The following is a 24,514-nucleotide window of genomic DNA, read 5'->3' on the forward strand; positions in this document are numbered from 1 at the left end:
ATGACACCATTACGCACTATTTTCTGGCTTTGCACAACGCTGATGCTGTTTTGCGTGCAGGCGCAGGCAGCACCGCCTAAAGAAATTTTCTGGGATGATCTGATCCCAAAAGGCCATGTCCAAATCAGCAATCAGGACGCCGCGGCCAGTCATGATGGCGATCAGCAAAACTGGGTACAGCCGGATCTCGATGCCCCGGTTGTTAAAAGCTTAGATGGTAAACAGGTGAGCTTACCCGGGTTTGTAGTCCCGCTTGAAGGAGACAGTGAAGTGATCACTGAGTTCTTACTGGTGCCTTACTTCGGAGCCTGTATTCACGTGCCACCACCGCCGCCCAACCAGATCGTGCATGTCAAAATCAAGAATGGGGTGCCCATCGACAGCCTGTATGATGCGATTACCGTGACGGGTACTATGAAGGTCGCCACCTGGAAAGGCGATCTGGCACAAACCGGTTATAAAATGGAAGCAGTTGGCGTCGCGCCGTTTGAATTATAAACGTCGGTTATCAGTCTGAAAGTGGCTCAATGATGAGCCACAAGATAGTCAGTCCAGCCTTAGCACAGACAGCTTCTGAAATGATAGGTATCGCATATAACAGCAATCGTGTTACACGAGTCACGCTCAGTATAACGCACGCCACCGGCAACCTGCGGTGTTTGTGCACCATCCAGTAAACGCGTCTGGCCACCCAACTGCTTGATCGATTTTTTGTTTAATTGTAATTTCATAGTGTATTTCCTTATTGTTGTCTTTAAAGATGTGCTGTTTAGCACCTTTCCACTTTTGCACATATTTTAGTCAAATGTAAAGTTACCTCTGAGCCAGCTGCTGACAGAGGATATACATCAATGTGGGGTCTTCCTGCATCAGTGCTTTCAGCTTATCAACCGGGATCCACACCACTTCACAGGGCGTTTCAGCCAGATAATCCAGAGCAGATGACCCCGTTAGTAAAGCCGTTATGCCAAGTGTCTCGCCCGGCCCTCTGACAACAACCTGGCTATTACCCTGCTTACCTGCAACCACTTCACGTACACTGCCCCGGTAAATCACACCCAGTTTATTCAGCGCTTTACCTTGCCTTATCAACACCTGACCCACATCATAAATACCGCGCTCCTGGCAGCTGCTGATCTGTTCGCGGGTGCTCTGTGTGACGCCGTGTAACCAGGGGATCTGCTGATCCAATTGTGCCGCCTCCGTCTGGCGAAAAATCGATACCTGTTGCAGCGCCGCCATACGTTTTTCGACATCTTCCAGCAACCGGCTGGCTTCGGGTTTGTCGAGCACCGCCAGCTTGAGCTGCTCTTTAATCACAGCCCGCTCACGGTTCAGCAGTAACCGGATTGCAGCCTGTGACTGAAGCGCCTGTACTATATCCGGAAACGTTTCCTGAAGCTCATTGATCCGCGCGATGGTCTGAGCCATATTATCCTGCACCTGCTGGCGCACCTGTGTCGCTATCTGTGCATTCGGCGACAAAGTATCAATATGACTTTCCAGCGCTTCCTGCGCCTGAATAAAGCCCCTGGCCACATCATACCCCACTACCAGACGCTCAAAATACAACCGTAATAACGTCCGCTCTAACCAGGCGATACCCCGCATTCGCTCTAGCCAGCCTGGTACTTGCCAGGTTGCCAACAAGCTATCACGCTGACCGATGCAGGGCTCACCATCCAGTGCCAGTTCAACCGCTTCAACCAGCAAATTGGTTGCCCGTTTACCCAATGTGCCTTGCTCAAACTGAGTCCAGTAGTGTTTACGTTCGGTTTCCAGTAAACGACGCAAAAAAGCCGTGTCTAAGTCCGACTGATCGATCGGCGCATCTGCATCTGTTTGTGCCATAGCCCCGAGCTTGACCTGGGTTTTCACCTGCTGCCAGTCAGCCCCACGTAAAAATGGGCTGTCCATCATAGTCGGCAGCATGGTTTGCAGGGTATTGGCCACTTGCTGATTGGCTTTGTCAACCGTAGCCTGTTTGGCTGGAGGCAGGCTGTCGAGGCGCAGAAACTTCAGCAACACGCCCATAGTGCCCCCATTGATTAAAATCGTCAGAACCACAATCCCGGCACATAGAAACAACATACGATCACTGATCTCCTTTGGGATCGTCTCGCTCGCAGCCACCGTCAAAGCCAGCGCCAGTGACACAGCTCCTCGCAACCCGCCCCAGCATAAGACACTGGCTTTTTCAAAGGTAATACCGACCCCTATGCGGCTCAACAGCGGTGTAAACACAGTGATGGATGTCGCGCGGATCAGCATGATCCCAACATATAAAATACCCAGGGTCTGCCACGCCTGTAGATCATCCAGCGGCACCCGAATGGCCACCAGGATCCCCACCAGCAGAAAAATACAGGTATTGGCAATGTGCGCCATCATTTCCCAGAAATGATGTAAAAACCCAGCTACTTCCGGGCTGATCCGGGTTCGCCCCACACTGGCCAGTACCAGCGCAAGCGTCACCACAGCCACTACACCGGAGACATGAAACGATTCTGAAATGAAAAACGCTGAATATGCCGCCGCGATGGTTAGCGTGATCTCTATCATAGGATCGTTAAATACCCGATCGATCCATATAATGCACAACCCACCCAGTACCAGACCTATCGCCAAACCGACCAGTACCACACCGGCAAACTGCCCGACAGCTTGCAGCGGTGAAGCCATCATGGCTCCCTCTCCGCCGCTGCTGGCCAGCACCCAGACATAGAACAAACTGAAAAACACGATGGCGGTACCATCATTGAGCAAGGACTCGCCCTCAATCAGGGTTTCGAGGCGTTTACGCGAACTCACTTCCTTCAGTAAAGCCACCACAGCAACCGGGTCGGTAGCACTGATCAGGGCACCGAACATCAGGCACATGGCCCAGCTCCATTGCCAGTGCTCAGGCACGCTCATATGTAATAATTCGGCCGTCAGCCAGATGGCCAGCATCAGGCCAGGCACGGCCAAAATAGCAATCTGGGTAAACATGCGGCGGAATAAGTGCACTTCCATCGCAAAAGCGCTCTCAAAGATAAGCGTAGGCAGGAATAAAAATAAAAACAGGTGCGGGTCAATGTCGGCAACCAGGGCTAAGGTATCGCCGACCATCTGAGTGTCACCACTAAAGACATCGCCGCGCTGTGCCAGACCAATACAGATCCCAATCACCAACAGCGCTACGGTATAGGGGATCTGGGTATTTTTCAGGACATGCCGGGTCAGCGCCCCTATAAACAGGGCCAGGATCAAAAAAACCAGGACCAGAATGCCAGATTCAAACTGCATACCAGCCACCTTAACCGATAGGCTCAGAATGCAGTAAGCTTAGTTCACTCAGGCTGGCCCTGTTAGTTTATGGGCAAAAAACTCAGTCCTCAGCTTTGCCTGGATAGTAAATCGTCACTGGCTGCGAGTAATTGGGCACATCATCATAGCTAAACACCGCATAGTACTTAGCAATATCCGGCGTACCAAAATTATCCAGGGTATAGTTGTCCCGACCGCCATACAGCTTTACGCCATCAAACGGAGAACGTGGCGGATGGAAGCGGTTACGTACCACGAAAAAGCCCACCAGATCCTCATCCTCTTCATTATCCCAGGTCAGTTTCACCACGCCGTTTTCGACCTGAGTTTGCAGATTATGTGGCGCAGCCACCGGATGTTTGCGTCGTGCGATATAGTCTATTTTCAGCTGCGCGGGTTGCTGATCCTGACAGTTGGTCCAGTTTACCAGCGCATCCGTTGCCTGCGACTCCGCCGTGGCGCGAATAATAAAGTAAAAAGGCGTCTGTGCCTGATGCAAGCGCTCCAGCTCCTGCAAGCTGTAGCTATCGAAAATAAAGTGATGTTCAGCACGCTCTCTGAGTTGTTCGTTGCTGACCTCATAGCCGATATACTCTATTTTCTGGCGTTGTTTAACGTGTTGATAATCCACGTCCCGCAATTCCACCAATTCTATGGTAAAGCGCACGTCCCGCGCAGACGCGATGGAATTGCACGAGCGCACAGTCAGGCAGGCATTGGTGAATACCGTGCGTTCCACAGGTAAATCCACATTTAAGTCAAACGACATCTGTCCGTACACAATATCGCCTTCGGTATCGAACCCGGATGCCAATTTGTCGGCCACTACTTTGTCTTTATAAATGGTATTACAGGCCAATGGACTCAGGACCAGTTGCTGTTCGGGCAACTGATAAACCAGCTCCAGATTGGGCCGATAATGTAAGCCGCTACCAAATGGCCCATAGCCGATATCAAACTGCATCACCTGAGAGTCTTTACCCAGCGGCAATTTTTTAGGCCCCTGCAACCGCAGTAACAGACGCTGCTGTTTTAAGAGTTTGGCCAGCAAGCTACGCTCAACGCCATTAAACTGCCATTTCAGCCAGATCCCCTGAGTCAGTTTGTCAGACTCAATGGTTTGCCCCAGCGTGTGCAAAGGCTTAGCCTCTGCAATGGTAGCGTAGTCATAGATGTCTTCAATCTGATCAGCATCAAGGATCGCCACCGACCATTCACCATATTTTTCAATTTTGGCCGCCACCCGATTCATGGGATAAATAAAAAACTGGGCGCTTAAGATCTGCGATCCTGCGTTGATACTGCTGAGATCAAACTGCACCACGCCCATGCTAACACCACGCTTCTTATCAACCCCGATAAACATAGAGTTATAACCAAAGTGTTCTTTATTTTTGACCTGATTATTTTGCGATAAGTAGCCCACCGACTCACGGGCAGGGAATAAAGTACGGGCGCTTTCGGTTCGTGCCAGACGGGTTTTCAGCCGCAGCTCCGGGCTGAATGGCGATTTTATCTTGGTCACCTTATCCACGGCACGAATGTTGTAAAAATAACTGTGTCCGCTGAGCAGCTGACTGTCCGTAAAGCTCAGCGTTTTAGTAATGGCGACTAAGGTCTCTTCGCCACATGGGTTTTTGTTATGCTGACTGCGATAGACTTCAAAATAGATGTCATCACGATCCTCATATTGCCATTCCAGCTCAACACTGTCATGGGCCACGGATTTGATGGTAAAGCCTTCCACTCGCTTGGGGGCCAGCGGCGAGTAATTGATCGCCTCACTCAGCGCATATTGTACGGCCGGAATATTCTCGGCCACACTCTCGGACATATTTTTCATATAATCCGGAATATTACGCGTGCCCACTTCCACTACGGTGGCAATGATCCCCTTGCGATAATAGTACTCGCGGCCACTGCCGTGGATCAGCTGAGCCGGCGGTTTGCCCCGGTGGATCCCATACTGGCGGCCAGTCACCTTTTTGATCTCGTGATTCATATTGGCGCACAGCACATTCAGATCGGTCCCTTCGATTTCTACTTCATGATTGAACTTATGCGCCGGAAAAAACACATTGCCCTGGGAGTGATAATCCAGTGCGATACGAATGTTCTCGTGGCTTTCTACAAAATCACGAATGGCACAGGTTTCTGGCTCAGAAAACGCGTGAGGCCCGCCATAGGTATTCGATCCTGTGTTCTGATTACGCATAAACTTCGCATCAAAATTGCGGTTTAAGTCCACCCCAAACGTCCCATCGCCATTGTTACGCCGATTCTTGCGCCAGAATGAGAAATGGTTACGGGAGTACTCAAAACCATCTGGATTCAGGCACGGCACCATATACAAAGTATTACGGGTCAAAGCATTTTGCAGCTTCGGGTTGAAACGATAGTTATCAATCACATACTGAACAAACTTTACCGCCAGCTCATTGCCAATCCACTCCCGCGCATGGATCGATCCGGTATACAGTAACGCCGGTTTATCATCGGCGTAAGTGACATCCAGCGAAATAGTCACCAGCATGATCGGTCGACCTTCCCAGGTTTCACCTATGCTCTGTAAACGGATCAAATGGGGGTGCGCGCTCATGGCGCTTTGCAGGAACTCTATGGTGTCCTGATAGGACGCGTATTGGATTTTCATAGCGGTTGCTCAGTTGCGGAAAACGAAAAGCTATAACCCGGATCAGGCCAACCTGATCCGGTACAGCAAGAAACACTAATGTGTGGTCATTCCAGACGGCATGACCTGTTGCCAGTGTGCAACGATCTTTTCTAATTTTTTGTCCTTAAGGTTTTTCACCACACAAAGTTGTTGCGGCTCAGTGTTTAACGCTTCAACGACACCATGTGCACCAAAGGTCGACATGATCTCATCGATCATCTTGTCACCAATGCCTTTCACCTGTGCCAGGATCTCCCGGATCTGAGCATCATCGAACGTCGGCGCGGGGTAACTATTCAGCTCCAGACCAGCCTGCTCATCACTGCCAGGAATGGGCTGACAGGCTTTGGCTGCGGCGGACTTAGCGTGCAACACAAAGTTGTCCTGCAAATTCCAGATCTCACTTGGCCACTCTTCAAGACGCTGATACTGGGTATCCAGGATAGGAAAATGTTGCTCATCCATACCATGAAATACCTCGCCACAGTCCTGGCTTGGAGTGTAACTGGAAAACCCGATATGACGCATCGTACGCAGCAGACGTGAATCGATTTTGCCAAGCTCTTCCCAGTTATACAGCGGGATCGTTGGCTTGCGGAAGTGACCATCCGAGAGCAGCCACATCAGATACTGGCCTATCCAATCTCGAATGTAAGGGAATGCAGCAAATGCCGTGGCACACTCCAAAATGCGTAGCTTGCCATCTTTGCCCAGCGCAATATCGCAGGCCCAGTACTCCGCATTGGCAGCTTTTGACGCTGCGGTCGCCAGCTTAAGTACCGACTTAGGGACTGCCTGATAATCCATGCTGCCACCCTGGCTGGTGTTGGTTAACCACTCTCCTTCAGGAGGACGACGCCAGAAAGCACATACGGGTTTATGACCCACCAGCATGACACGAATATCTGCTTCCATCGGTACAAAGTCTTGTACATAAGCCGGGTAGTATTTTTTCTCCGTCAGCAATGCCATCGCTTCATCGTAGTTATCCACTTTATGCACAAAGTAGCCGCCGTAATTGGACGGACCATACGAGCGCTTGATGATCTTAGGATACGTGGCCTGACTGAGATAACGCTTTGCTTTTTCAGGTACGTAAAAAATTTCGGTATGCGGTGCCGGTAACTTGTACTTACGGCAAAAGTGCGTCACGTTCTCTTTTGACTTATTGGAAAACTGACTGTCCAGCGAGGGCAAAAAGCGCACATGCGGCAAGGCACGGGCAATTTCGCGGAACGTTTCATAAGCCGTTGCGGGTATATTGCCAATCAGCACATCAATTTGCTTTTGTTTCACTTCGGCAATAAAGCGCGCTTTGTCATTGCCCCAGTGATATACCACAGTTTCGATTTTATCTGGCCAACCTTTGAAGTTGGATTTATCAAAAAAACGTAACACGTAATCCAGATAGAGAAGTCCAATCTTTGGGAGTTTGGGTTTTGCAGTCATTGCTCGGGCCACCTTGGCAAAATTAATGGGTTAGTAAAATGGGTCAGTAATATGGCCATCAGGCCACTTTGTGCGTATGCAGGGCATGCTTTTGAGTCGCAGTGCGCTCAATCAAATCCACCATGGCGTCGATCTTGGCCTGGTTAAAATTGATCCCCAGTGCTTCTTGCTCAGGTGTTGCGAAAGCCGGTATGGTATTCACTTCCAGCACCACATATTCCTCCCGCTCCCGATCGTAGATCAGATCAACGCCCGCTATCTCCAGACCTAATGTGTTCGCGGCGCGGATAGCCAGATCGACCACTTCGTCGTCTGGCTCACGGACAAACACAGAGCCACCACTGGTGATATTGGTTTTCCAGTCATCCTTGGGCGCTTTTCGGCCATAACAGCCGACAAACTTGCCATCCACCACATCGATACGGAAGTCGGTATTGTCGTAGTCAATAAACCGCTCAACATAAAAGTAACGTAAGTCGGTACGACTCAGAAATGGCAACAACATGTCCAGCGCCTGCTCACTGTCGATTTTGACAATGCCGACGCCACCCCAGCCATCTGTGGGCTTATAGATCAGCTTGCCACCAAAGTCTCTGAGTGCGTGCTTCAACCCATCCATGTCGTTTTTGTGACACAGACGATAGTCTGCGGTGCAGATCCCCTGGCTGTTGAGTAGGTGCGAGGTGCGAAATTTGTCTTCGGCAAGCGCAAACGCATCATAGTTGTTTAACGTGGGAATGGCCTGGCTCAGCGCCTGATAGAGATACACCTGAAACTGGGTTTGCTGGCCGGCGTTGTAACTCAAAAACGTATCCAGCTGTTCCATCACAACACCATTACAGGTTATCTGGCCATCTTTTGCCCGGGCATCTCGTAAATTGAGCCCGGTACTGGTTTGGATCCCACGCTCTGCCAGAGCGTGAACCAGGCGCTGCTCAATCTCGCGCCCTCCACCATTTTCGTACATCCAGATGCCAACGTGCGGCGCCGCAACAGAGCGTGTCATAAAGTGTCTCCTTGGTCCTTGAACAGGTGCATAAAATTTGGTCAGGAAGGCTATTCTACAGGGCACTGTGTGACAGATTTTTGATCGTTCCTCTGTACCTCCCGGGATCCAAAAACTGTTCATAATTCCGTCACCCAACTGTCATCGAAAATCGCCACGATGGGCCCAAAATTACCGCAGGGACCTGTTATGGATAGTCTTGACTTTAATGAGCTCGCGTCTTTAATTCGTTGTAATTCTTACAGTAAACACAAACCGGGTGTTGATGCACACGGCGAGCAGATGATTGAACTGGCCGCCCCCCTGGGCTACACACTGACTCGATATCAAAGGGAGCATATTGGCGATCATCTGTTATTGCGCGCCCCCAGAGGCGCAGGCAAACAGATCCTGTTACTGGGCCATCTGGACACTGTGTATCCGCCAGAAACGTTTGTCGAATTTAGCCAGGACGAAGAATGTGTTTATGGTCCCGGTGTCTGTGATATGAAAGGCGGCAACTGGGTTGCACTGAACGCATTGCGCCAGCTTAAACGCACATATGGCAAGCTCCATAACATTGACTGGTTGCTGGTCAGCGATGAAGAAATTGGCAGCGATGACAGCAAAGCACTGACGACAAAAATCGCCAAGCAATATGATGCCTGTCTGGTCTTTGAAGCTGCAGGTAAAAATCATGAACTGGTTGTGGCCCGCAAAGGCATTGCGACCTTTACCATCATCATTACTGGCAAAGCTGCTCATGCAGGTAACCATTATCGGGATGGCATTGATGCCAACTTCGCACTGGCAAACATGCTAATGGAAATGTCCGCCCTGACCGACCTGAAACGAGGCAGCACGGTCAATGTGGGCAAAATCCAGGGGGGCATTGGTGCCAACACCATTTCACCTTCTGCCACTATGGTCGTCGAAGCCCGCTTCACCAAAGCTTCTGAACAGCAACGCTTACTCGAAGGCATAGAGAACATTTGTCTGGCCATTGAAGTGACCGGTGTATCGGTTAAGTTAGAGGGCGGGTTGCAACGCGGTGTGATGGCACCAACGGATAAACAATCCGCTTTACTGTCTGAGATCAATGAGATCCTGGGATACGAATTGCCAGTGGAACATCGCGGTGGGGTATCCGACGCAAACACCGCAGCCGCAACAGGGACGCCAACCCTGGATGGTTTTGGGCCCTACGGCGATGGCGATCACACCATCCATGAGCGGGCACTGAAATCCAGCTTTGCACTGCGTATTGAACAAGTAACACAGATCCTGGCCAGCCTGTGCTATCAGGCCGAGCCAGAAGCTGCACTAAGCGACAACGATTAACGCTGGCACTGTGGGCAATATACCGTGCTACGTTGACCCAGGCGGATCTCCTTCAGGGTTGTTTCGCAGCTGACACAAGGTTCGCCCTTGCGTCCATAGACCAGTAACTCTTGCGCAAAGTAGCCCGGTTTACCGTCACTTTGCGCAAAATCCTTCAGGGTGGTGCCACCTTGTTTTATGGCACTGGCCAGGGTCTCCTTAATGATGGGAGTTAAGCGCTGGTAGCGTTGCAATGACACTTTACCGGCTTCCCGTTTAGGGTGGATCCCGGCCTTAAACAAAGATTCATTGGCGTAGATATTACCCACCCCGACGACGACATGGTTGTCCATAATGAATTGTTTGATTGCCACCTTTTTACCACGACTGGCTGCATACAAGTGATCGGCGGTAAACGCTTCCGTAAGCGGCTCCGGTCCCAGTTTTGCAAATACGCTGTGTTCCTCAGCAGCCCCTTGCCACAGGCAGGCGCCAAAACGCCGCGGGTCATTCAGGCGCAGTGCCAGCCCATTGGTAAAATGAAACTCAATGTGATCGTGCTTTTTTAACGGCGTATCCTGCGCCACAACGCGCAGGTTGCCCGACATGCCGAGGTGTAAGATGGCCGTGCCCAGCGGGCTTTCCAGCAGTAAATATTTTGCCCGGCGTTTCACGGCACTGATGACTTGCCCTTCTAACAGGCTTACCTGCTCAGGGACCGGCCAGCGCAACTGACGCTGGTGCACAATAACTTTACTGACACCCTGGCTCAGGATATGGGGTTCAATGCCTAAACGGCTGACTTCGACTTCTGGTAATTCTGGCATTACTTCAACTCAATTGGGGCAAATAGCTGTTGCGCCTGTGCTTTACTGATACTAAACCAACGCTGTGATTGTCTGGCAAAAAGATAATAGCTTTGTTGCTGATGATACAGCTGAAAGCTGATGGGCAGTTCACTGCCGGCCAGCCAGAACTGAGCAACACTCAATGCAGCGCTCGCTGGCAGGCCTGGATTATCAGTGACGGTCAGTTCGCTTTCCTGCCACTGGGTGATTAACGCCTCCAATACATTCGGCTGCGCCTGCCAATCTGCCTGGGGATCGGCACTCAGTCGCCAGGATGTGCCTATGCGCTCAATCTTATAACCAGGAAAACCCAATGCCAGTACGAAACTTTGCTGTTCAAAAAGCGGCATGCTCCCGCGCTCTTCCGCTGGCGGATTAATTTTCTGGTGTATGCCGTTAAGGAAAAAGATCATGATCAACATAGAGAAGATCACCACATTATTCCATGCTTTACGGCTCAAACGCATAACTACTCCACGGCTTGTTTACCCCGCAATATTGCGGGTTGATGAGGCTCTGGATCATATCCTGCGCTGTCAGTTAAGTACACTCAGATCCGAAAGAAGCCGATGTTTTTACTCAATACACCAGACATTTCCGACAGTTTTCCGGTGGCCTGTTTATTGTCATTCAAAGCGCTCATCGCATCCTGAGCTGCCAGGGTGATCTCTTCCATATTCGATGCCACGTCATTAATGGCCGATGCTTGTTGCTGTGCAACACTGGCCACTTCGCCCACCTGAGACAGTGAATTTTGTGCCTGAGTATCTATCTGTTCAAGTAGCTCAGTGGCTTCAAACGTCAGTGTACGGCCATGCTCTACCTGAGGTTGCGTCTTTTCCATCGCAGCAACCGTGGCAGCGGTCTCGCTTTGCACTTCCCGGATCATGGTTTCTATTTGATCCGTCGCTTCAAAGGTTCTGCGTGCCAGCTGCCGGACTTCATCTGCCACCACCGCAAACCCGCGCCCCGATTCACCGGCTCGTGCCGCTTCTATGGCAGCGTTCAGTGCCAGCAAGTTGGTCTGCTCAGAAATACCACTGATCACATTGGCGATGCCACCTATCTGTTTGGTCTGCTCTGCCAGCTTTTGGATCTGCGATACTGTGCCGTCAACCGTCTGGGCAATGGTATCCATTGCATCAGCTGTATTACGAATGGCCTGGCGCCCCTGATCAGCAAAAGTCACCGTTTGTGTTGAATTTTCTTCCGTTTGCTTAGCAATGTCACTCACCCGCATCATATTTTCCCGCAACGAGTCGAGCATCTGCGCCGTATTACTGGTGGCTTCTGCCTGGTGCTGCGCGGCATCATAAATCTCTCCAGATGCGCCAGTCACGGTGCTGGCCTGCACTGAAAGCTGCTCAGACACCTCTTTAATGCTGGTCACGATCCGCGTTAATTCACCAGACATTCGACAGACAGAATCCAGCATGCTATCGGGATAGTCGGTGTCAATCTGCATAGTCAGGTCGCCCCCTGCGATCCGCGTAACCGCAGCCGCCGCATCCTGAGGCTCACCGCCAAGTGAGCGCTGGAAACTACGCTCTATCGCCCAGCCCACCAGCACACTAATGGCCACGGCAATAAAGGTGAACCACAACATAAGTTGGGAAAATCCACCCGCGGCTTCACGCGCTGCAGGGGTCAGCGTTTGATTTTGCTGCTCCTGGTAATCAATAAACTCGTTGATCACATTGAGCCAGCTGATAAAGGCCGGGCGCGCTTCATCCAGTACCAGAGCATCGACGCTCTGGCCGGCTTTTTTATTGCTCAGTATGGTGCGGATAAGCGGTAATGTCCGAGCTTCTATGCGCTTTATCCTAGTCAGGATCTCACGCTCCTGAGCACTAAAGTGCCCGCCTGAATTGATCATTTGCGTCATTTTTGCGTCTGAATCCTGATAGAAGCGGGCGAGCTGATCGATTTCCCTTTCATATTCAGCTATTTCAGATGCACCTCTGGCAATCGCAACATCCCGAATAGCAATCGCCCTATCGTGCACACTGCCTCGAAAGTTAATTGCATAACGTTGCTTCACCGAATTGACGTCCGTGATCTCTGTGAGCGTCTGATCGATAAATGCCACGCGATTACTGCCAATAATGGTCATCACGACCAATAATGCCAGCGCAATACCAAACCCGACCACCAATCGGCTTTTTACCGACAATCCCATTAACCACTGCACCATATTGTGCCTCCATGATAGCAACATACTGAAAGTTCAAAGTTAGTCGCAGGAAATGAAGCTGTAAAGTGGATAAAACGAATTACTATGATAGAAAAAACAGCTGGTTGCTTTAGCCACAGACATTAAACTGCAAGATCCTGTTGAAACTATATTAGGAACTTAGTTATGAGTTTTACTTATCGCACACGGATGACATGTGTATAATTTTCGCTTCGCGCCTAACCAGCTTATCTGGCGCTATGCTCTGATATGGTTGTCGGAGCCAGAAATTGGAATACTCACAATGAAAAAAGCACTACTTTGCCTGATCACAGGCCTACTCTCTTCACCTACATTTGCCGATGCGCGATTTGTGCCAGCCAAACTGCTTACTCACAACGATTCAGGGCCCCACTCAAGTGCGCTAGAAAACACTCGACGGGAACACTGGGCTTTGGTCGATTATGTCGTAGACGAGCAAGGTCAACCCATACATGTTTTGGTCGAAGGGTCGTCGCCACGCATGGCTCACAGAGCACAGTCAGTTCTCTCTCAACGGGCCTATGAACCAGCCCGTCTCGATGGCAAGGCCATTGCCTCTTCCAAACAAATACCGATGCACTTTAATAAAGCTTTCAGGCAGTTTACCAACAACAATGTCTCCACTGTGTTTGCTAAGTACTTTGACGAGGCAAAACGCCTGGTGGTCAGTAATCAAATGACCAAAGCCAAGCCTGCGCTAGATAGCCTGTTAGAGGATCACACCAAGAACCTCACAGAACAAGCCTATACAGCCTGGTTACTGAGTGCGTACTATTACAATGTACAGGACTGGCATCAGTATGAATACCATCTTCGGGAGGCGGTACAGCTGCGCAAGTTACTGACACCAGACATGGCATTGATGTCGACACAAAGCCTGATGAACCTGGAGGTCTATAAAAAACAATATGGCAATGCGCTTCAAACTCTAGTCTGTATGGAGCAAATCAAAGGCAAGCAATTGTCTAAACAAACCGTCCGCGAATTTCAAGGACAACTGCAAACGCAGCTCGCTGACAACCCGGTCATCACAGTGAGCGCCAAACTGACTGAATTACGCACCTGGCGCCATGAGCTTAATCGCAGCACCATTTCATTCAGTGCAGAAAACGGTAGCCTGAGCACTGTCGCTTTGTACTGTCAAAATGGCTATCAGCGCTTTAACGAGCTGCCGGTGCAAAATTATCAAGTTCCTGAAGCTTACGGGAGCTGCTATCTGGCAGTGCAAGGTGAAACAGATACTCAAATCACCTATCGCGAAGAGGGTGATGCCCGCTTTGGACTTTATCTGTAAATTTGACAAAAAATGAAAAATGAGTGATCCGGATATCCAGACCGCTCGTTTTATAAGATGAAGGGTTCGCGGTACGGTGTACCAAACTATCCCCTTCGCGACGGCACTGATAAACGCGCACTTTAAGTGCGCGTTTTCTCTTTTATCAAAGCGATAAAAACTTATTTGCTCACCACATCAACCAGATTACCCCGAAGCACAGTTGAGCACTGACCCGCCTGACGCAACAAAGTAATAAACGCCTGCGTAAGCGGGGGCGGTTGCTGCGCGTTGGCCCACAATGCATAAACCGGGCGCATATGTTGCCACTCGCCCACATAGCAAAACGGTTTGTCCAGTTCAGCGACTTCTGTCATCGGCAAGACGGCCGCCCCCAGGCCGGATGCAACCATTTGCCTGGCTAATGTGATGTCTCCCACGTAAGAGAACTGGTCAAAGCGGGATAATAGATCGCGCCACAGTGCAGAATCCGGAATTTGATCCTTTTTAAATGGCATGAACAAAGTGTTCGTTTCTTTAGCCTGCTCTGGCACCACACACTTTAGTGCAATCTCGCCGATACGCGTGTGATAGCAGTTGGAATCCTGCAATGTGCCTACCCGAATAATCACATCAAAACGCTTCTGGCTCAGCAACACATTGGTATTGTCCGGTTCAATGTGCAGCACAAGGTCCGGATGGGTGCGCTGAAAAGACTCAACCACAGGATATAAAGGGCCATTGATCAAATTCTGCGGACACAATAAGTGAAATGCGCTGACTTGCGGGCTTAACAACGCGGTGCAGTCAGCTTGCAGGGCCAGCAGCGACGGGGCCATTTTTTCATAGACGGCCTGGCCATGAGATGTGGCTAACACACCGCGCGCTGAGCGATTCAACAGACTATAACCAAGCCGAGCTTCCAGCGCGGCAATCCGTTTAGAAATGGTTGGTGCGCTGAGACTTAACGCATCAGCAGCTTTCGCAAAGCTGCCCCGGCGAGCCACTTCAACAAAGAGCAGCAGATCATCGAGCATGTGGTTTTCCTTAATCTTAGCTTGCTTATTCTGACATTCCGCTTCTGCTCGCGCCCGCTATGATGGGCATGAAACGGAGGAACGCGATGCGAAAACTGATATTCACGACTTTATTTTCATTTTGCCTGTCGACACTGGTGTCAGGTTGGGTCACCTATGTCAATCTGGGTGTAGCACCCGGATTTTTGCAGCACTGGTTCAGGGCGTTTGTTCATGCCTGGCCCGTTGCTTTAGTCACGGCTTATCTGCTCAGCGGACCAATCCACTCCCTCACTCACTTTATTCTGGAGCGAAACCATGTCAAATGACACTGAACACACCCCGAACGACGAGGCAATCAATTTGGTTGCTTATATTAATCCAAAAGCCGCCTACTACCAAAACTGTAAGTCTGCGATAGAAGAGATCATGGAAATAACACGACAGGAGCCCGGGTGCCAGCGCTTTGAATTGTATGAAAACACAACGCACACTCAGCTGATCCTGATAGAACGATTTGCCCAGCAAAGCGCATTTGATTTCCATCACCGCCAGCCGTATACCCAGGCGATATATCGACTATATCAGGACGCATTAACGTGTCCTCCGGAACTGCACTTTTTGACAGAAGCCTAGGTTTAACGCACGGTAAAATGCCCGCAAATCGCGGGCATCATACTTAATTTATTGCGTTTACAGCTTAGTGCATTCGACAAGCGGCATAGGCCGGGTGTGTCCAGCAAATATCAACACTGGCCTGATTACCAGCACCCGCGATAGCTTGTGTCTGCTCTGTATTTAACCCTTTGCTCTGTAAGGTTTTCACTGCTTTTTTATTTAATTTCAGTTTCATATTCTGTCCTTAATCTTAATGTTAGTGCCTCAGAGGGCCATCCAGATTTAACACAGGCCCAAGTAAAATGGTACAAAAAAAGAACACACATACTCTACTTCGGCGGGATCTTATTGAGGCCTGAGCACCTCAATGACCTGAGCATCAACCCAGTAAACATCCCCTTCTTCATCGCCCGTATCACGATTGAAAAAGAGATACTTACCATCCGGGGTCACGCTGGCTGATGCCTCCCGGCCGGACGTATTCACTTTATCCCCCAGGTTAATCGCCTCACCCCAGCTACCGTCTTTTTGACGGAAACTGACATACAAATCACTCTCTCCATAACCGGATTCTCTCTGGCCATCCCAAATAATGTAGGAGTCATCCGGCGCTATAAACGGGTGTGCATTGTATTTACCCGTATTCACCTCGGGACCCAAAGCCTTCGCCGGCTGGCGCTTGCCGTTGACAACTTCAGAGATGCGGATCACATCACCGCTCTTGTAATCATCCAGTATATACGTGCCTTTGCTGGATGATGTCAGACGCATAATCCCCCAGTCATCCCTGTCAAACATTGGGCCCAATACCTGCAACGACCCCCAGCCACAGGCTGTGCGGGTCATATAGTATTTTCCCAAATGCATGGTTTTCCCGTCAGGCGCTAAAAACGGACGCCCCACCCGTGGACCCACCACCTGCTCGTGCCATTGATTGTTACGTTGGATGTAAGATATTAAAGTCCACCTCCCAGTGTGGTTATCCCTGCGGGTAAAATAAAACTCCTTCATGTCGGGTGAAAAGAACGCGTTGTAATCACGATGTTGTGTTGATACGGCACCCGGCGCAAAAACTTGTGGCGTAGTACCTGGCTTTTGTTGACCCAGATAAGGGCCAGTTAGCACATCAGAAACCTGCTCGGCCTGGCTGATGGTACTCGTCAGTGACGCTGAAAACAGCATCACCAGTAATCTGGTTAACTTCATAATAAAACTCCTTTGGCTAAGCCGCCCTAATGTTCTGTCACACAGACCCAGCTTACCGACTGCTCCGGAGATAACTTGAAGTTTTGCTGATGTTTCGCTGAAAAGTTAAAAAGCAATTAAATTAGATAGTTATTGATAGACTACAGCAGTATCATAGGCCAGCCACCCAGCTATCAGGTGGCTTAGCCAATCTATACCGAGTTTAGCAATGTCTACTGAAGCGATTTCGTATTCGCAGCACGCCGCGTGCTTCTTCTGCGCTGCCAGCATACAACACTGAGCAATCCAAGCAGATACGCTAACATGCCGCTGCTTCCGTCCGGTCTCGGCGTATCCGGGTTATCTGCTGAATCACCGCCTGAGTCACTACCTGAATCACCATCTGAGTCACCGCCTGAGTCACTACCTGAATCATCATCTGAGTCACTGCCTGAATCATCACTCGATGTTTCCACTTCAAAAAGCAATGTCAGTTGCTGGCTCAGCTGGCCATCACTCACCTCTATATATACCGGGTATTCTCCCGCGCTCGCAAACTGTCCGGTCAGTTTACCCCAGTCCGTCAGCTCAAAGCCCTCAGGTAGCTCGGGCGCACTGAAGAAGTAGTTGTCACCATTGCGGTCAACCACCAGCTCAATCAGTTCCATGGATATGGCTTCACCAGGCTTAACACTAAGTGCATCAGGCTGTTGACGCCACTGCGGTGCCTGGTTAGCGACATCCAATGCGATACGATACACGCCACGGCCATAGGTAAAGGCATATAGGTAGTTAACGTGCTCAATCCGTCTTAACACCATGCGGTATACCGCTACATTGGGCAGACCATGAATGAAGGGCTGCCAGCTCTCTCCTCCATCATCTGTGTGATATACACCATAATCAGTGCCCACAAATAAGGTGTCCGGATCTTCTCTTAGCTCTACCAGGGTATGCGCCGGTAAATCTGGAAACGCTCCCTCGCCTTCACCATCGAGTGCACGCCAGCTGGACCCTTCGTCCTCACTTTTCCAGATGTGCTTTTCGCCAAACGTTGACACAACCGCATACATGTTCGAACTATCGTGCATGCTGTAGTGTAATTCGCGTACGTAGGCGGTATCGGAGAAACTGATATCTTGTGGTGTGGTTGTGCTGTCCGAGCTCAGCGCATTGTTAAGACGTTTCAGCGCGCCATCCGTCTGTGCATAAACCACGGTATTACTGTCGCCTGGTTTCACCACTAGCGCCGTGATCCCCCGGCGATACTCTTCAGTAAAGCGTTCTGAAGCACGCTCGAACATCCCGTCTGACAACTCATCCAGCCGCCACAAACTTTGCCCACCCAACCAGATACGGTCGGGGTAATTTGGATCCACGGCATAGGGCGCGATAAAAAGACCACTTTCGTACTCGGCCTTTTCCAGGTAACGATTTTCACCATTTTCCCGCAGGAACAAGCTGCCATTTTGACTTGATACCAGCATTCGCGCCTCATCAATAAAAAAGGCATAACCGCCATCACCAGGCCCAACATCTTGCCAACCCGCATCTGGTGAATATAGCCAGCTACCGTTATCCTGGGCGCCACCGGCTAACCGGCTGCCATCGTGAGAAACATCTCCATGATAAAACTGGGTCACATTGTAGCCTGAATTCAACGAACGCCAGACAATCTCTGCGGGCTCTTCACTACAGGCACTCATGCCTGTCGCAAAAGGATTGCCGGTCAATGCAATACCACCATCATTGACATTATATAAGCGCGTTTCATTCACGCCGTCATACTCTGGATGGAAGTATAAGCCATGGTGATCGACATGCGGTGCATCAGCGTCACGGTAATAGAAGGACATCTGTTGCCAATTTTGGCCGCCGTCTTCTGAGCGCATCACTTCAACAGCACCCACCCAGATCACACTGGCATCGGTAGGATCTATGGTGAGTGTGTTATCAAACCACCCCTGACCATAAATGAAGCTTTGTTCCGGATCGGGACAATACAAACCGTTGGGATTTGAGAGCACATAGCGTCCAAATATGTCCGGGTGTTGTGGTCCGGTCACCAGTGCCCAGTTTTCGCCACCATCCACTGACTTGTAGAGACCTTGCAACGCATGCGGTATATCCCCCTGGGCATTAAAAGCTGCCAGCGCATACACAATAGAGGGATCTGATGGGGCAAAAGCCAGCGTTGTACGGCCCTGATTAGGCTCGGCAATCACAGGCTGCCAGCTTTGCCCGGAATCCTGACTCAGATAAACCGCGCCGCCCTCACCAAAGTTACCACAGCTGGCCAGGACCCGATCCTGCTCAGCACTTAAAGGACTCACAGCCAACTCCAGACATCCACCCAGTACATCACTTTGATCGAGCGCCAACTGCCAGTGCTCTCCTTTGTCATCAGACACCCAGATCCCCGTATTTGTGACTGCATACAGACGACCTTGCGCACCAAAGCGTAGCTTGTTCACATATTGAAAATTGACATTGTTATTGGTACTTTCGAGCTGATACCAGGTTTCACCGCCATCTTCAGACGTCATAATGCCATCACCGGCAAACCCGATGCTGTTAGTAAAACCACGCCCAACATAAACACCTTCACCACTGCCTGCAAACAAGCGTTCACTGTCATCGGGATCAAAGACCAGGGTACCAATCGCCATACTGGGCAATTCACTGGCAACAGGTTGCCAGCTTTCACCGGCGTTCACAGACTTCCATATTCCCCCGGAAATACCTGCCGTAAACAAAATGTCGGGGTTTTGCGGGTGAAATACCAAAGTACGCGTACGCCCACCCACACGCTCAGGACCCAGGCTCTCCCACTGATACTCTGATGACTCACGCGCACGATATGCCTGAACCTGTCTGAATGCTTCATCATACTTAGCCTGCATATCTAACTGATGTGCCGGATTCACCCGAATAAGGCCCTGCATCGACTTATCCGGTTCACGAATATTTTTCTCGTGTACTTTGATTTTTGGGGTTATATCGTTGATAGATGGCTTGTTACTGGCATAAAGTACGGCAACAGCAATCGCCGACAGGGCAATACCACCGAACAAGCCTACTTTTGTTTTATCACTCATATCCACTCCTTTTTATGTGTTGTTATCCTGTTATGACTACCTGACAGACAGGCCACTTGTCACCTTATCAGATACTTAACATTTCTGTATACCGATTAAGCAACGCGTTACCGCCTCTGCGCTCTGGTTCAGACACCACAGCTTTGTTGATCCAAAACAATCCCGCACAAAAAATGTAAAATAAAAGTTTAAAAAGATTCACGAAAAGTAAACAATAGAACTCTGCGGGGTGTTCTGCCTCGCAGTGAAACACACTTTGTAAAAGGATAATTTAATGAACAATCTACGAAATGCAGTATTAGGGTTAGTTGCCGTCATGTCAGGCTCAGCACTGGCAGGTGATATTGAAAATGGCATTATGAAAAATGCAGAGAATTACTACGGCGTCGCGCACCAGGTTGCCGATATTGCTAAACACGCACCTGAGTACAAAACAGCACCTCAGCAATATCCACGCTTTGATGTTCAACCAATGGCTCCTGCCACAGGCATCTCCTACTTTGAATTTGGCCTGGTTCGCTCACAGCTTGGTGGCGATCAGAGGATTCTTGCCGGAGATTTTTCTACGGGCACCAATCACGGTGGTAGCTACTTGTATGTATATGCCTGGCAAGTCGGCTACGGCAATCCAAACAACGCAACCATGAATGGTGTGTCAAAGTCTGCGGCGCTCAGAGAAGCACGATGTGGCTCAGACCTGCACCGTTGCCAGGCTGGTGAAACAGTCACAGGCTGGTTATACGGTTGGGACTTCACCGGCCAGTCTGCAGGTCAGGTGAAAGCCTCTGCCAACTCGGTTGCCTCCCCGTTTGGTTACTGGAGTGACTCTTTGTATATCAACTAATACAGAGTAGCACGGGTGCATAGTGCAGTTATGCACCCATCTGATTAGGCTACTGAGCCATTTCTGGTTTGACCCAGCCTTTGAATTATCTCAATGGACTTCAGATACAACTCGCTCGATTCTTTGCTATGCCCACCCATAGCTGATGACAGCTGATAGGTATGTTTCATATCATTCAGCAGATCGTGTTTCTTGAACGGATCTTCATTCATCGAGGTGGGTGCGCCTATGACCATCATTTCACCCGTACCAATAAATCCACCATCAAATAATTCTCTGGACAAGCTGCGCATTTCACCTGCCGACATGTTATGCACATCATACTTGGCTGCAAGTTCTTGCCACTTATTTTCCGCTTGCCGGGCTTTGTCACTGAGTGTGACCGTGTCACTTGTTGCGCCAGCTTTGTGCGGATTGTCAGATGATTCCTCGGCGGTATAAGTATTACGTGTTGCGTAGACCTGGCTGGCTGCGCTGGCGCCAGCGCTTGCGTTGATTGCATTCATAGATGATATCCTTCCTTTGGGGGAGATTAAGGCGGGTCATCTCTCTACAGCACACTAAGCAGGCCCGCTATTTACATTCTGTTAATGCAATTAGAGTGCCAGAAATATCATACATTCTACCGATCAACGTACCTCCTGATACAAACCTTTTTCACGGCTCGGTGCGGTGTTTATACTGAAAGACAGACTCCAGTGGCTGATCGAAAACCTCAGCAATTTTAAATGCCACTTCCAGTGATGGTGAGTACTTGGCTGCTTCAATCGCCATGATGGTTTGGCGGGTTACCCCAACACGCTCAGCGAGTTCCTTCTGGGTCATCTCACCGGCCATAAATCGCAACATTCTGATCTGGTTAGTAATTACACATTCAGCCATGGAGGGTTCCCATCCGATTTTGGATAAGTTGAGTGCCATAGTTGACCAATTCCGCCAGTAAAAATGCGCCTACCATAATGTGCAAAGTCAGAAACGGCAGCTCCGCACGCTGCGCAGCACCCAGGCCGTTTTGCTCAAATGCATACTGGCCAATTGCAAAACACACCCCAGCCTGGAGGATCCAAAGCGCATACTTATTGCCTACCAGCGACACCTGTTTTTCACGCTCATCCAGCGGTTTTTCGACATCCCCGTCGCTGACCAGCTCCAGCAACAACTGACTGATAATTGACAGGACGATAGAGATCCCTACCACCTTAATCAACAACTGAGATATCCAGGTGCCACTGGCCAGCTGCTCAGCACTGGCCGCCATCAGGCTGGTGGCATAGAAGTACACCACAGCTCCGGTCACCAGCAGATCTAACGTCAGCGTCAGGTCCCGAAAACTCAGAGAGTCGAGTAATGCTTTCAGCACTTTCAGTTTTTCATTGCTTGTCATGAATACCATCCTTAACTCAAGGTAAAAAATCTTTGACCCATATTGGTTAAAACTTCACCCAATGTCAAATATCTTTTACCTTTGGTTAGAAATACATGACTACATCAGGTGTTCAAAGCGTATTGACTGCGCACGTCCGGCCATTGCAACCCTTATTACCCTATTGAATTGGCTTATTGAGTGGGCCTGAGCGTTTCGATGATGTTTGCATCGACCCAGAATAAGTCGGACTGCGCTTGGCTCAGCTTTCCGTCAGCCTTAACCATTCTATTGAAAAACAGGTGCTTGCCATCAGGAGTTACCTGTGCTCCACCTTCCTCGGCGGCCGTGTTGACCTGCTCCCCCAGATTAATCGCCGCGCCCCATGACCCATCAGGCTGGCGAAAACTGATATACAGATCAGCACTGCCAAACCCGGCTTCCCGATGACCATCCCACATCACATAAGATTCATCTGGGGCGATAAAGGGGTGCGCATTCCATTTACCAGTATTGATTACTGTGCTGAGGGCCCTTGGCTCCTGCCACTCACCATTTTCCCATTTAGAGTACCTCAGTACTCCCTTACCATCCCGGGTAAACTCGTCAAACACAATTGTGCCCTTGAGCGACATTTTCAGGCCCATCATCGGAATATCATCAAAGGCCGGACCCAGCTTTTTCATCTCAGACCACCCGTCCGGGGTGCGCGTTTTATATTGCTTGCCGTAAAACACCCGTTGTCCATCCGGCGCATAATAAGGCGCTCTTCCCGTTTGCGTATTAATGACCTTCTGCCAACCACCAGCCACCCGGCTAAAAGTCACAGATGCCGTTTCACGCTGCCCATTGTTCATCCGCCAGCGAGACACATAGAGCACGTCTTTATCAGGCGCGAAATGCACCGCATCCCCCCAGTCGGGTGTAGACACTATCCCCGGAGCAAACACTTTTGGGGTTAATCCGGGTGGCTCCTGACCCAAGTAAGGGCCGCGCAAATCAGAAAAGACATGTTGTGCATAGCTGTTACTGCATAACAACAAGCTCACGGTGGGCAAAATTAACGTAAGTCGTTGAGGCTTCATTCTGTGTTCTCCTGGTAAATGGATAAATATCCCCCTTACATTACCCACGGCTGAGCCAAACACCGGACCTGACGATGACTTCTCGCTGATTTTGTCCTTCACATAATTAAAATAATATTTATCAAAACCTTATTAAACTACAGAGTGATGCTTCTACAGGAATGAGTTGAGATATGCAGATGCTGTTAGCAAAAAAATCGCGTGGGGAGTAAACAACTGAAAGCAAACACACACCGTGATGTCAGTGGTTTTTTAATCTACGCTTTATGTACAGTAGATAGGGTAACTCTGTTATGAATGCGTCTATTTTCGTTCAAATTGCGGCCTATCGGGATCCTGAATTACTGGCCACCATAAAGAGCGCTGTTGATAATGCGAGCGACCCACAGCGGCTTGTTTTCGGTGTATGCTGGCAGTATATCCCGGGGCTGGATGAATACCTGTTGTTTCCCTCTGAGCTAGATGCCGATGTCAGACTGGTTGCGGTGCCTGTTGAACAAGCGCAAGGCGTTTGCTGGGCGCGCCATGTAGCACAAAATTTATATCGTGACGAAGATTATGTGCTCTCCGTCGACAGCCATACTCGATTCGTCGCCAACTGGGACAAGCTCATGATAGAGGAGTTGACACGCTGCCCGAGTGACAACCCCGTACTCACCACCTATCCTGCCCCTTTTCGGGCGCAGGCATCTCTCACATCCACGCCCATTGCCCGGTTAAAAGTGGGACCCGTCATGGATGGCAGTGTTCGTTTCGAGCCATTTTTTGATTCTGACACAACCCAGCATACAACGCCCATTGCCAGTCACTTATGTGCCTGTGGTTTCTACTTCGCACCAGGTCAACTCAATCACGACTTACCGATCGACCCCATCATGTACTTTAACCAGGAAGAGTTTACCCATTCTCTGAAGCTCTGGACCTTAGGGTATGACTGCTTTATCCCGTCTCAGCACCTTGTATTACACCAATATGGTAATGAAAAACCCGTGTTTGCACAGAATGTGCACTGGAACGACGACGCTAAATGGGTGGCGCTGAACACCCGCGCACAGATCCGCCTGCGTGCATTAATTGAACATACATTTGACCCAGCTCATGACAGTTTTCCTATCCAGAACTTCGCGCTAGGGGAAGCCCGGACAACATCACAATACTTGTCTTTGCTGGCACTAGAATACCGGGATGGCGAACTTTACCCTCAAAACACAGAAACTAAGGCCACGCGTTAG

23 protein-coding genes are annotated in these 24,514 nt (G+C 49.9%); 7 read left to right on the top strand and 16 right to left on the bottom strand.

The window, feature by feature from the left end:
* On the top strand, positions 1–498 hold the full coding sequence (locus MHN31_RS10375) for a DUF3299 domain-containing protein (protein WP_125558463.1): 498 nt from the start codon (positions 1–3) through the stop codon (positions 496–498).
* A 59-nt stretch (positions 499–557) separates the two neighbouring features.
* On the opposite strand, the gene MHN31_RS10380 is transcribed toward MHN31_RS10375, so the two are convergent.
* The 5 genes from MHN31_RS10380 to MHN31_RS10400 form a co-directional block, all read right to left on the bottom strand.
* The gene (locus MHN31_RS10380) at positions 558–731 is read right to left on the bottom strand and encodes a hypothetical protein (protein WP_164517486.1); all 174 of its coding nucleotides are present in this window, start codon (positions 729–731) and stop codon (positions 558–560) included.
* A gap of 82 nt (positions 732–813) precedes the next feature.
* Positions 814–3,288, bottom strand: a complete 2,475-nt coding sequence (locus tag MHN31_RS10385) for a cation:proton antiporter (protein WP_239444239.1) — start codon at positions 3,286–3,288, stop codon at positions 814–816.
* Between the two features lie 82 nt (positions 3,289–3,370).
* Positions 3,371–5,962 (bottom strand): M14 family zinc carboxypeptidase, encoded by a 2,592-nt coding sequence (locus tag MHN31_RS10390; protein WP_239444240.1) that lies wholly within the window; start codon positions 5,960–5,962, stop codon positions 3,371–3,373.
* Positions 5,963–6,037: 75 nt separating this feature from the next.
* Positions 6,038–7,432: a hypothetical protein gene (locus tag MHN31_RS10395; RefSeq protein WP_239444241.1), complete on the bottom strand. Its 1,395-nt coding sequence runs from the start codon at positions 7,430–7,432 to the stop codon at positions 6,038–6,040.
* Positions 7,433–7,490: 58 nt separating this feature from the next.
* Positions 7,491–8,438, bottom strand: a complete 948-nt coding sequence (locus tag MHN31_RS10400; RefSeq protein ID WP_010383382.1) for an ATP-grasp domain-containing protein — start codon at positions 8,436–8,438, stop codon at positions 7,491–7,493.
* 189 nt (positions 8,439–8,627) lie between these two features.
* On the opposite strand from MHN31_RS10400, the gene MHN31_RS10405 reads away from it, so the two are divergent.
* Positions 8,628–9,758 (top strand): M20 family metallopeptidase, encoded by a 1,131-nt coding sequence (locus MHN31_RS10405; protein WP_239444242.1) that lies wholly within the window; start codon positions 8,628–8,630, stop codon positions 9,756–9,758.
* Here MHN31_RS10405 and mutM read toward each other — a convergent pair.
* From mutM to MHN31_RS10420, 3 genes are all read right to left on the bottom strand, one after another.
* Positions 9,755–10,564, bottom strand: a complete 810-nt coding sequence (mutM, locus tag MHN31_RS10410; protein WP_010383384.1) for a bifunctional DNA-formamidopyrimidine glycosylase/DNA-(apurinic or apyrimidinic site) lyase — start codon at positions 10,562–10,564, stop codon at positions 9,755–9,757. The genes MHN31_RS10405 and mutM overlap by 4 nt on opposite strands.
* Positions 10,564–11,052 carry a hypothetical protein gene (locus MHN31_RS10415; protein WP_239444243.1) on the bottom strand — a complete coding sequence of 163 codons (489 nt, stop codon included), beginning with the start codon at positions 11,050–11,052 and terminating at the stop codon, positions 10,564–10,566. The genes mutM and MHN31_RS10415 overlap by 1 nt, the downstream gene beginning before the upstream one ends.
* A gap of 83 nt (positions 11,053–11,135) precedes the next feature.
* Entirely contained in the window at positions 11,136–12,779 is a 1,644-nt protein-coding gene (locus tag MHN31_RS10420; protein WP_239444244.1) for a methyl-accepting chemotaxis protein, read from the bottom strand.
* A gap of 283 nt (positions 12,780–13,062) precedes the next feature.
* On the opposite strand from MHN31_RS10420, the gene MHN31_RS10425 reads away from it, so the two are divergent.
* Complete coding sequence (locus MHN31_RS10425; RefSeq protein WP_239444245.1) at positions 13,063–14,094, top strand: energy transducer TonB; 1,032 nt, start codon at positions 13,063–13,065, stop codon at positions 14,092–14,094.
* Between the two features lie 161 nt (positions 14,095–14,255).
* Here the strand turns inward: MHN31_RS10425 and MHN31_RS10430 are convergent, their stop codons facing one another.
* Entirely contained in the window at positions 14,256–15,110 is an 855-nt protein-coding gene (locus tag MHN31_RS10430; protein WP_125558479.1) for a LysR family transcriptional regulator, read from the bottom strand.
* A gap of 86 nt (positions 15,111–15,196) precedes the next feature.
* Here MHN31_RS10430 and MHN31_RS10435 point away from each other — a divergent pair, with 86 nt between their 5' ends.
* A complete protein-coding gene (locus MHN31_RS10435) occupies positions 15,197–15,418 on the top strand; it encodes a DUF2798 domain-containing protein (protein WP_125558481.1) in 222 nt (73 codons plus the stop codon).
* A complete protein-coding gene (locus MHN31_RS10440; protein WP_239444246.1) occupies positions 15,408–15,725 on the top strand; it encodes an antibiotic biosynthesis monooxygenase in 318 nt (105 codons plus the stop codon). The genes MHN31_RS10435 and MHN31_RS10440 overlap by 11 nt, the downstream gene beginning before the upstream one ends.
* Before the next feature lie 64 nt (positions 15,726–15,789).
* Here the strand turns inward: MHN31_RS10440 and MHN31_RS10445 are convergent, their stop codons facing one another.
* The 3 genes from MHN31_RS10445 to MHN31_RS10455 form a co-directional block, all read right to left on the bottom strand.
* Positions 15,790–15,942, bottom strand: coding sequence for a hypothetical protein (locus tag MHN31_RS10445; protein ID WP_155946254.1), 153 nt, complete (start codon positions 15,940–15,942; stop codon positions 15,790–15,792).
* 110 nt (positions 15,943–16,052) lie between these two features.
* Positions 16,053–16,913, bottom strand: a complete 861-nt coding sequence (locus MHN31_RS10450) for a hypothetical protein (RefSeq protein ID WP_228553065.1) — start codon at positions 16,911–16,913, stop codon at positions 16,053–16,055.
* Positions 16,914–17,125: 212 nt separating this feature from the next.
* Positions 17,126–19,990 (bottom strand): sialidase family protein, encoded by a 2,865-nt coding sequence (locus MHN31_RS10455; RefSeq protein ID WP_239444247.1) that lies wholly within the window; start codon positions 19,988–19,990, stop codon positions 17,126–17,128.
* A gap of 274 nt (positions 19,991–20,264) precedes the next feature.
* Between MHN31_RS10455 and MHN31_RS10460 the strand changes: the two genes are divergently transcribed.
* On the top strand, positions 20,265–20,834 hold the full coding sequence (locus MHN31_RS10460; protein WP_230090613.1) for a DUF4879 domain-containing protein: 570 nt from the start codon (positions 20,265–20,267) through the stop codon (positions 20,832–20,834).
* A gap of 44 nt (positions 20,835–20,878) precedes the next feature.
* Here the strand turns inward: MHN31_RS10460 and MHN31_RS10465 are convergent, their stop codons facing one another.
* The 4 genes from MHN31_RS10465 to MHN31_RS10480 form a co-directional block, all read right to left on the bottom strand.
* Positions 20,879–21,340, bottom strand: a complete 462-nt coding sequence (locus MHN31_RS10465) for a hypothetical protein (RefSeq protein WP_125558489.1) — start codon at positions 21,338–21,340, stop codon at positions 20,879–20,881.
* 151 nt (positions 21,341–21,491) lie between these two features.
* The gene (locus tag MHN31_RS10470) at positions 21,492–21,716 is read right to left on the bottom strand and encodes a helix-turn-helix transcriptional regulator (RefSeq protein ID WP_125558491.1); all 225 of its coding nucleotides are present in this window, start codon (positions 21,714–21,716) and stop codon (positions 21,492–21,494) included.
* The gene (locus MHN31_RS10475; protein ID WP_125558493.1) at positions 21,709–22,218 is read right to left on the bottom strand and encodes a hypothetical protein; all 510 of its coding nucleotides are present in this window, start codon (positions 22,216–22,218) and stop codon (positions 21,709–21,711) included. The genes MHN31_RS10470 and MHN31_RS10475 overlap by 8 nt, the downstream gene beginning before the upstream one ends.
* Before the next feature lie 173 nt (positions 22,219–22,391).
* Positions 22,392–23,282, bottom strand: coding sequence for a hypothetical protein (locus MHN31_RS10480; protein ID WP_239444248.1), 891 nt, complete (start codon positions 23,280–23,282; stop codon positions 22,392–22,394).
* Positions 23,283–23,575: 293 nt separating this feature from the next.
* On the opposite strand from MHN31_RS10480, the gene MHN31_RS10485 reads away from it, so the two are divergent.
* Positions 23,576–24,514 carry a UDP-N-acetylglucosamine-transferase gene (locus MHN31_RS10485; protein ID WP_239444249.1) on the top strand — a complete coding sequence of 313 codons (939 nt, stop codon included), beginning with the start codon at positions 23,576–23,578 and terminating at the stop codon, positions 24,512–24,514.

Source organism: Pseudoalteromonas sp. McH1-42 (assembly GCF_022347845.1).
Classification (GTDB): Bacteria; Pseudomonadota; Gammaproteobacteria; order Enterobacterales; family Alteromonadaceae; genus Pseudoalteromonas; species Pseudoalteromonas rubra_D.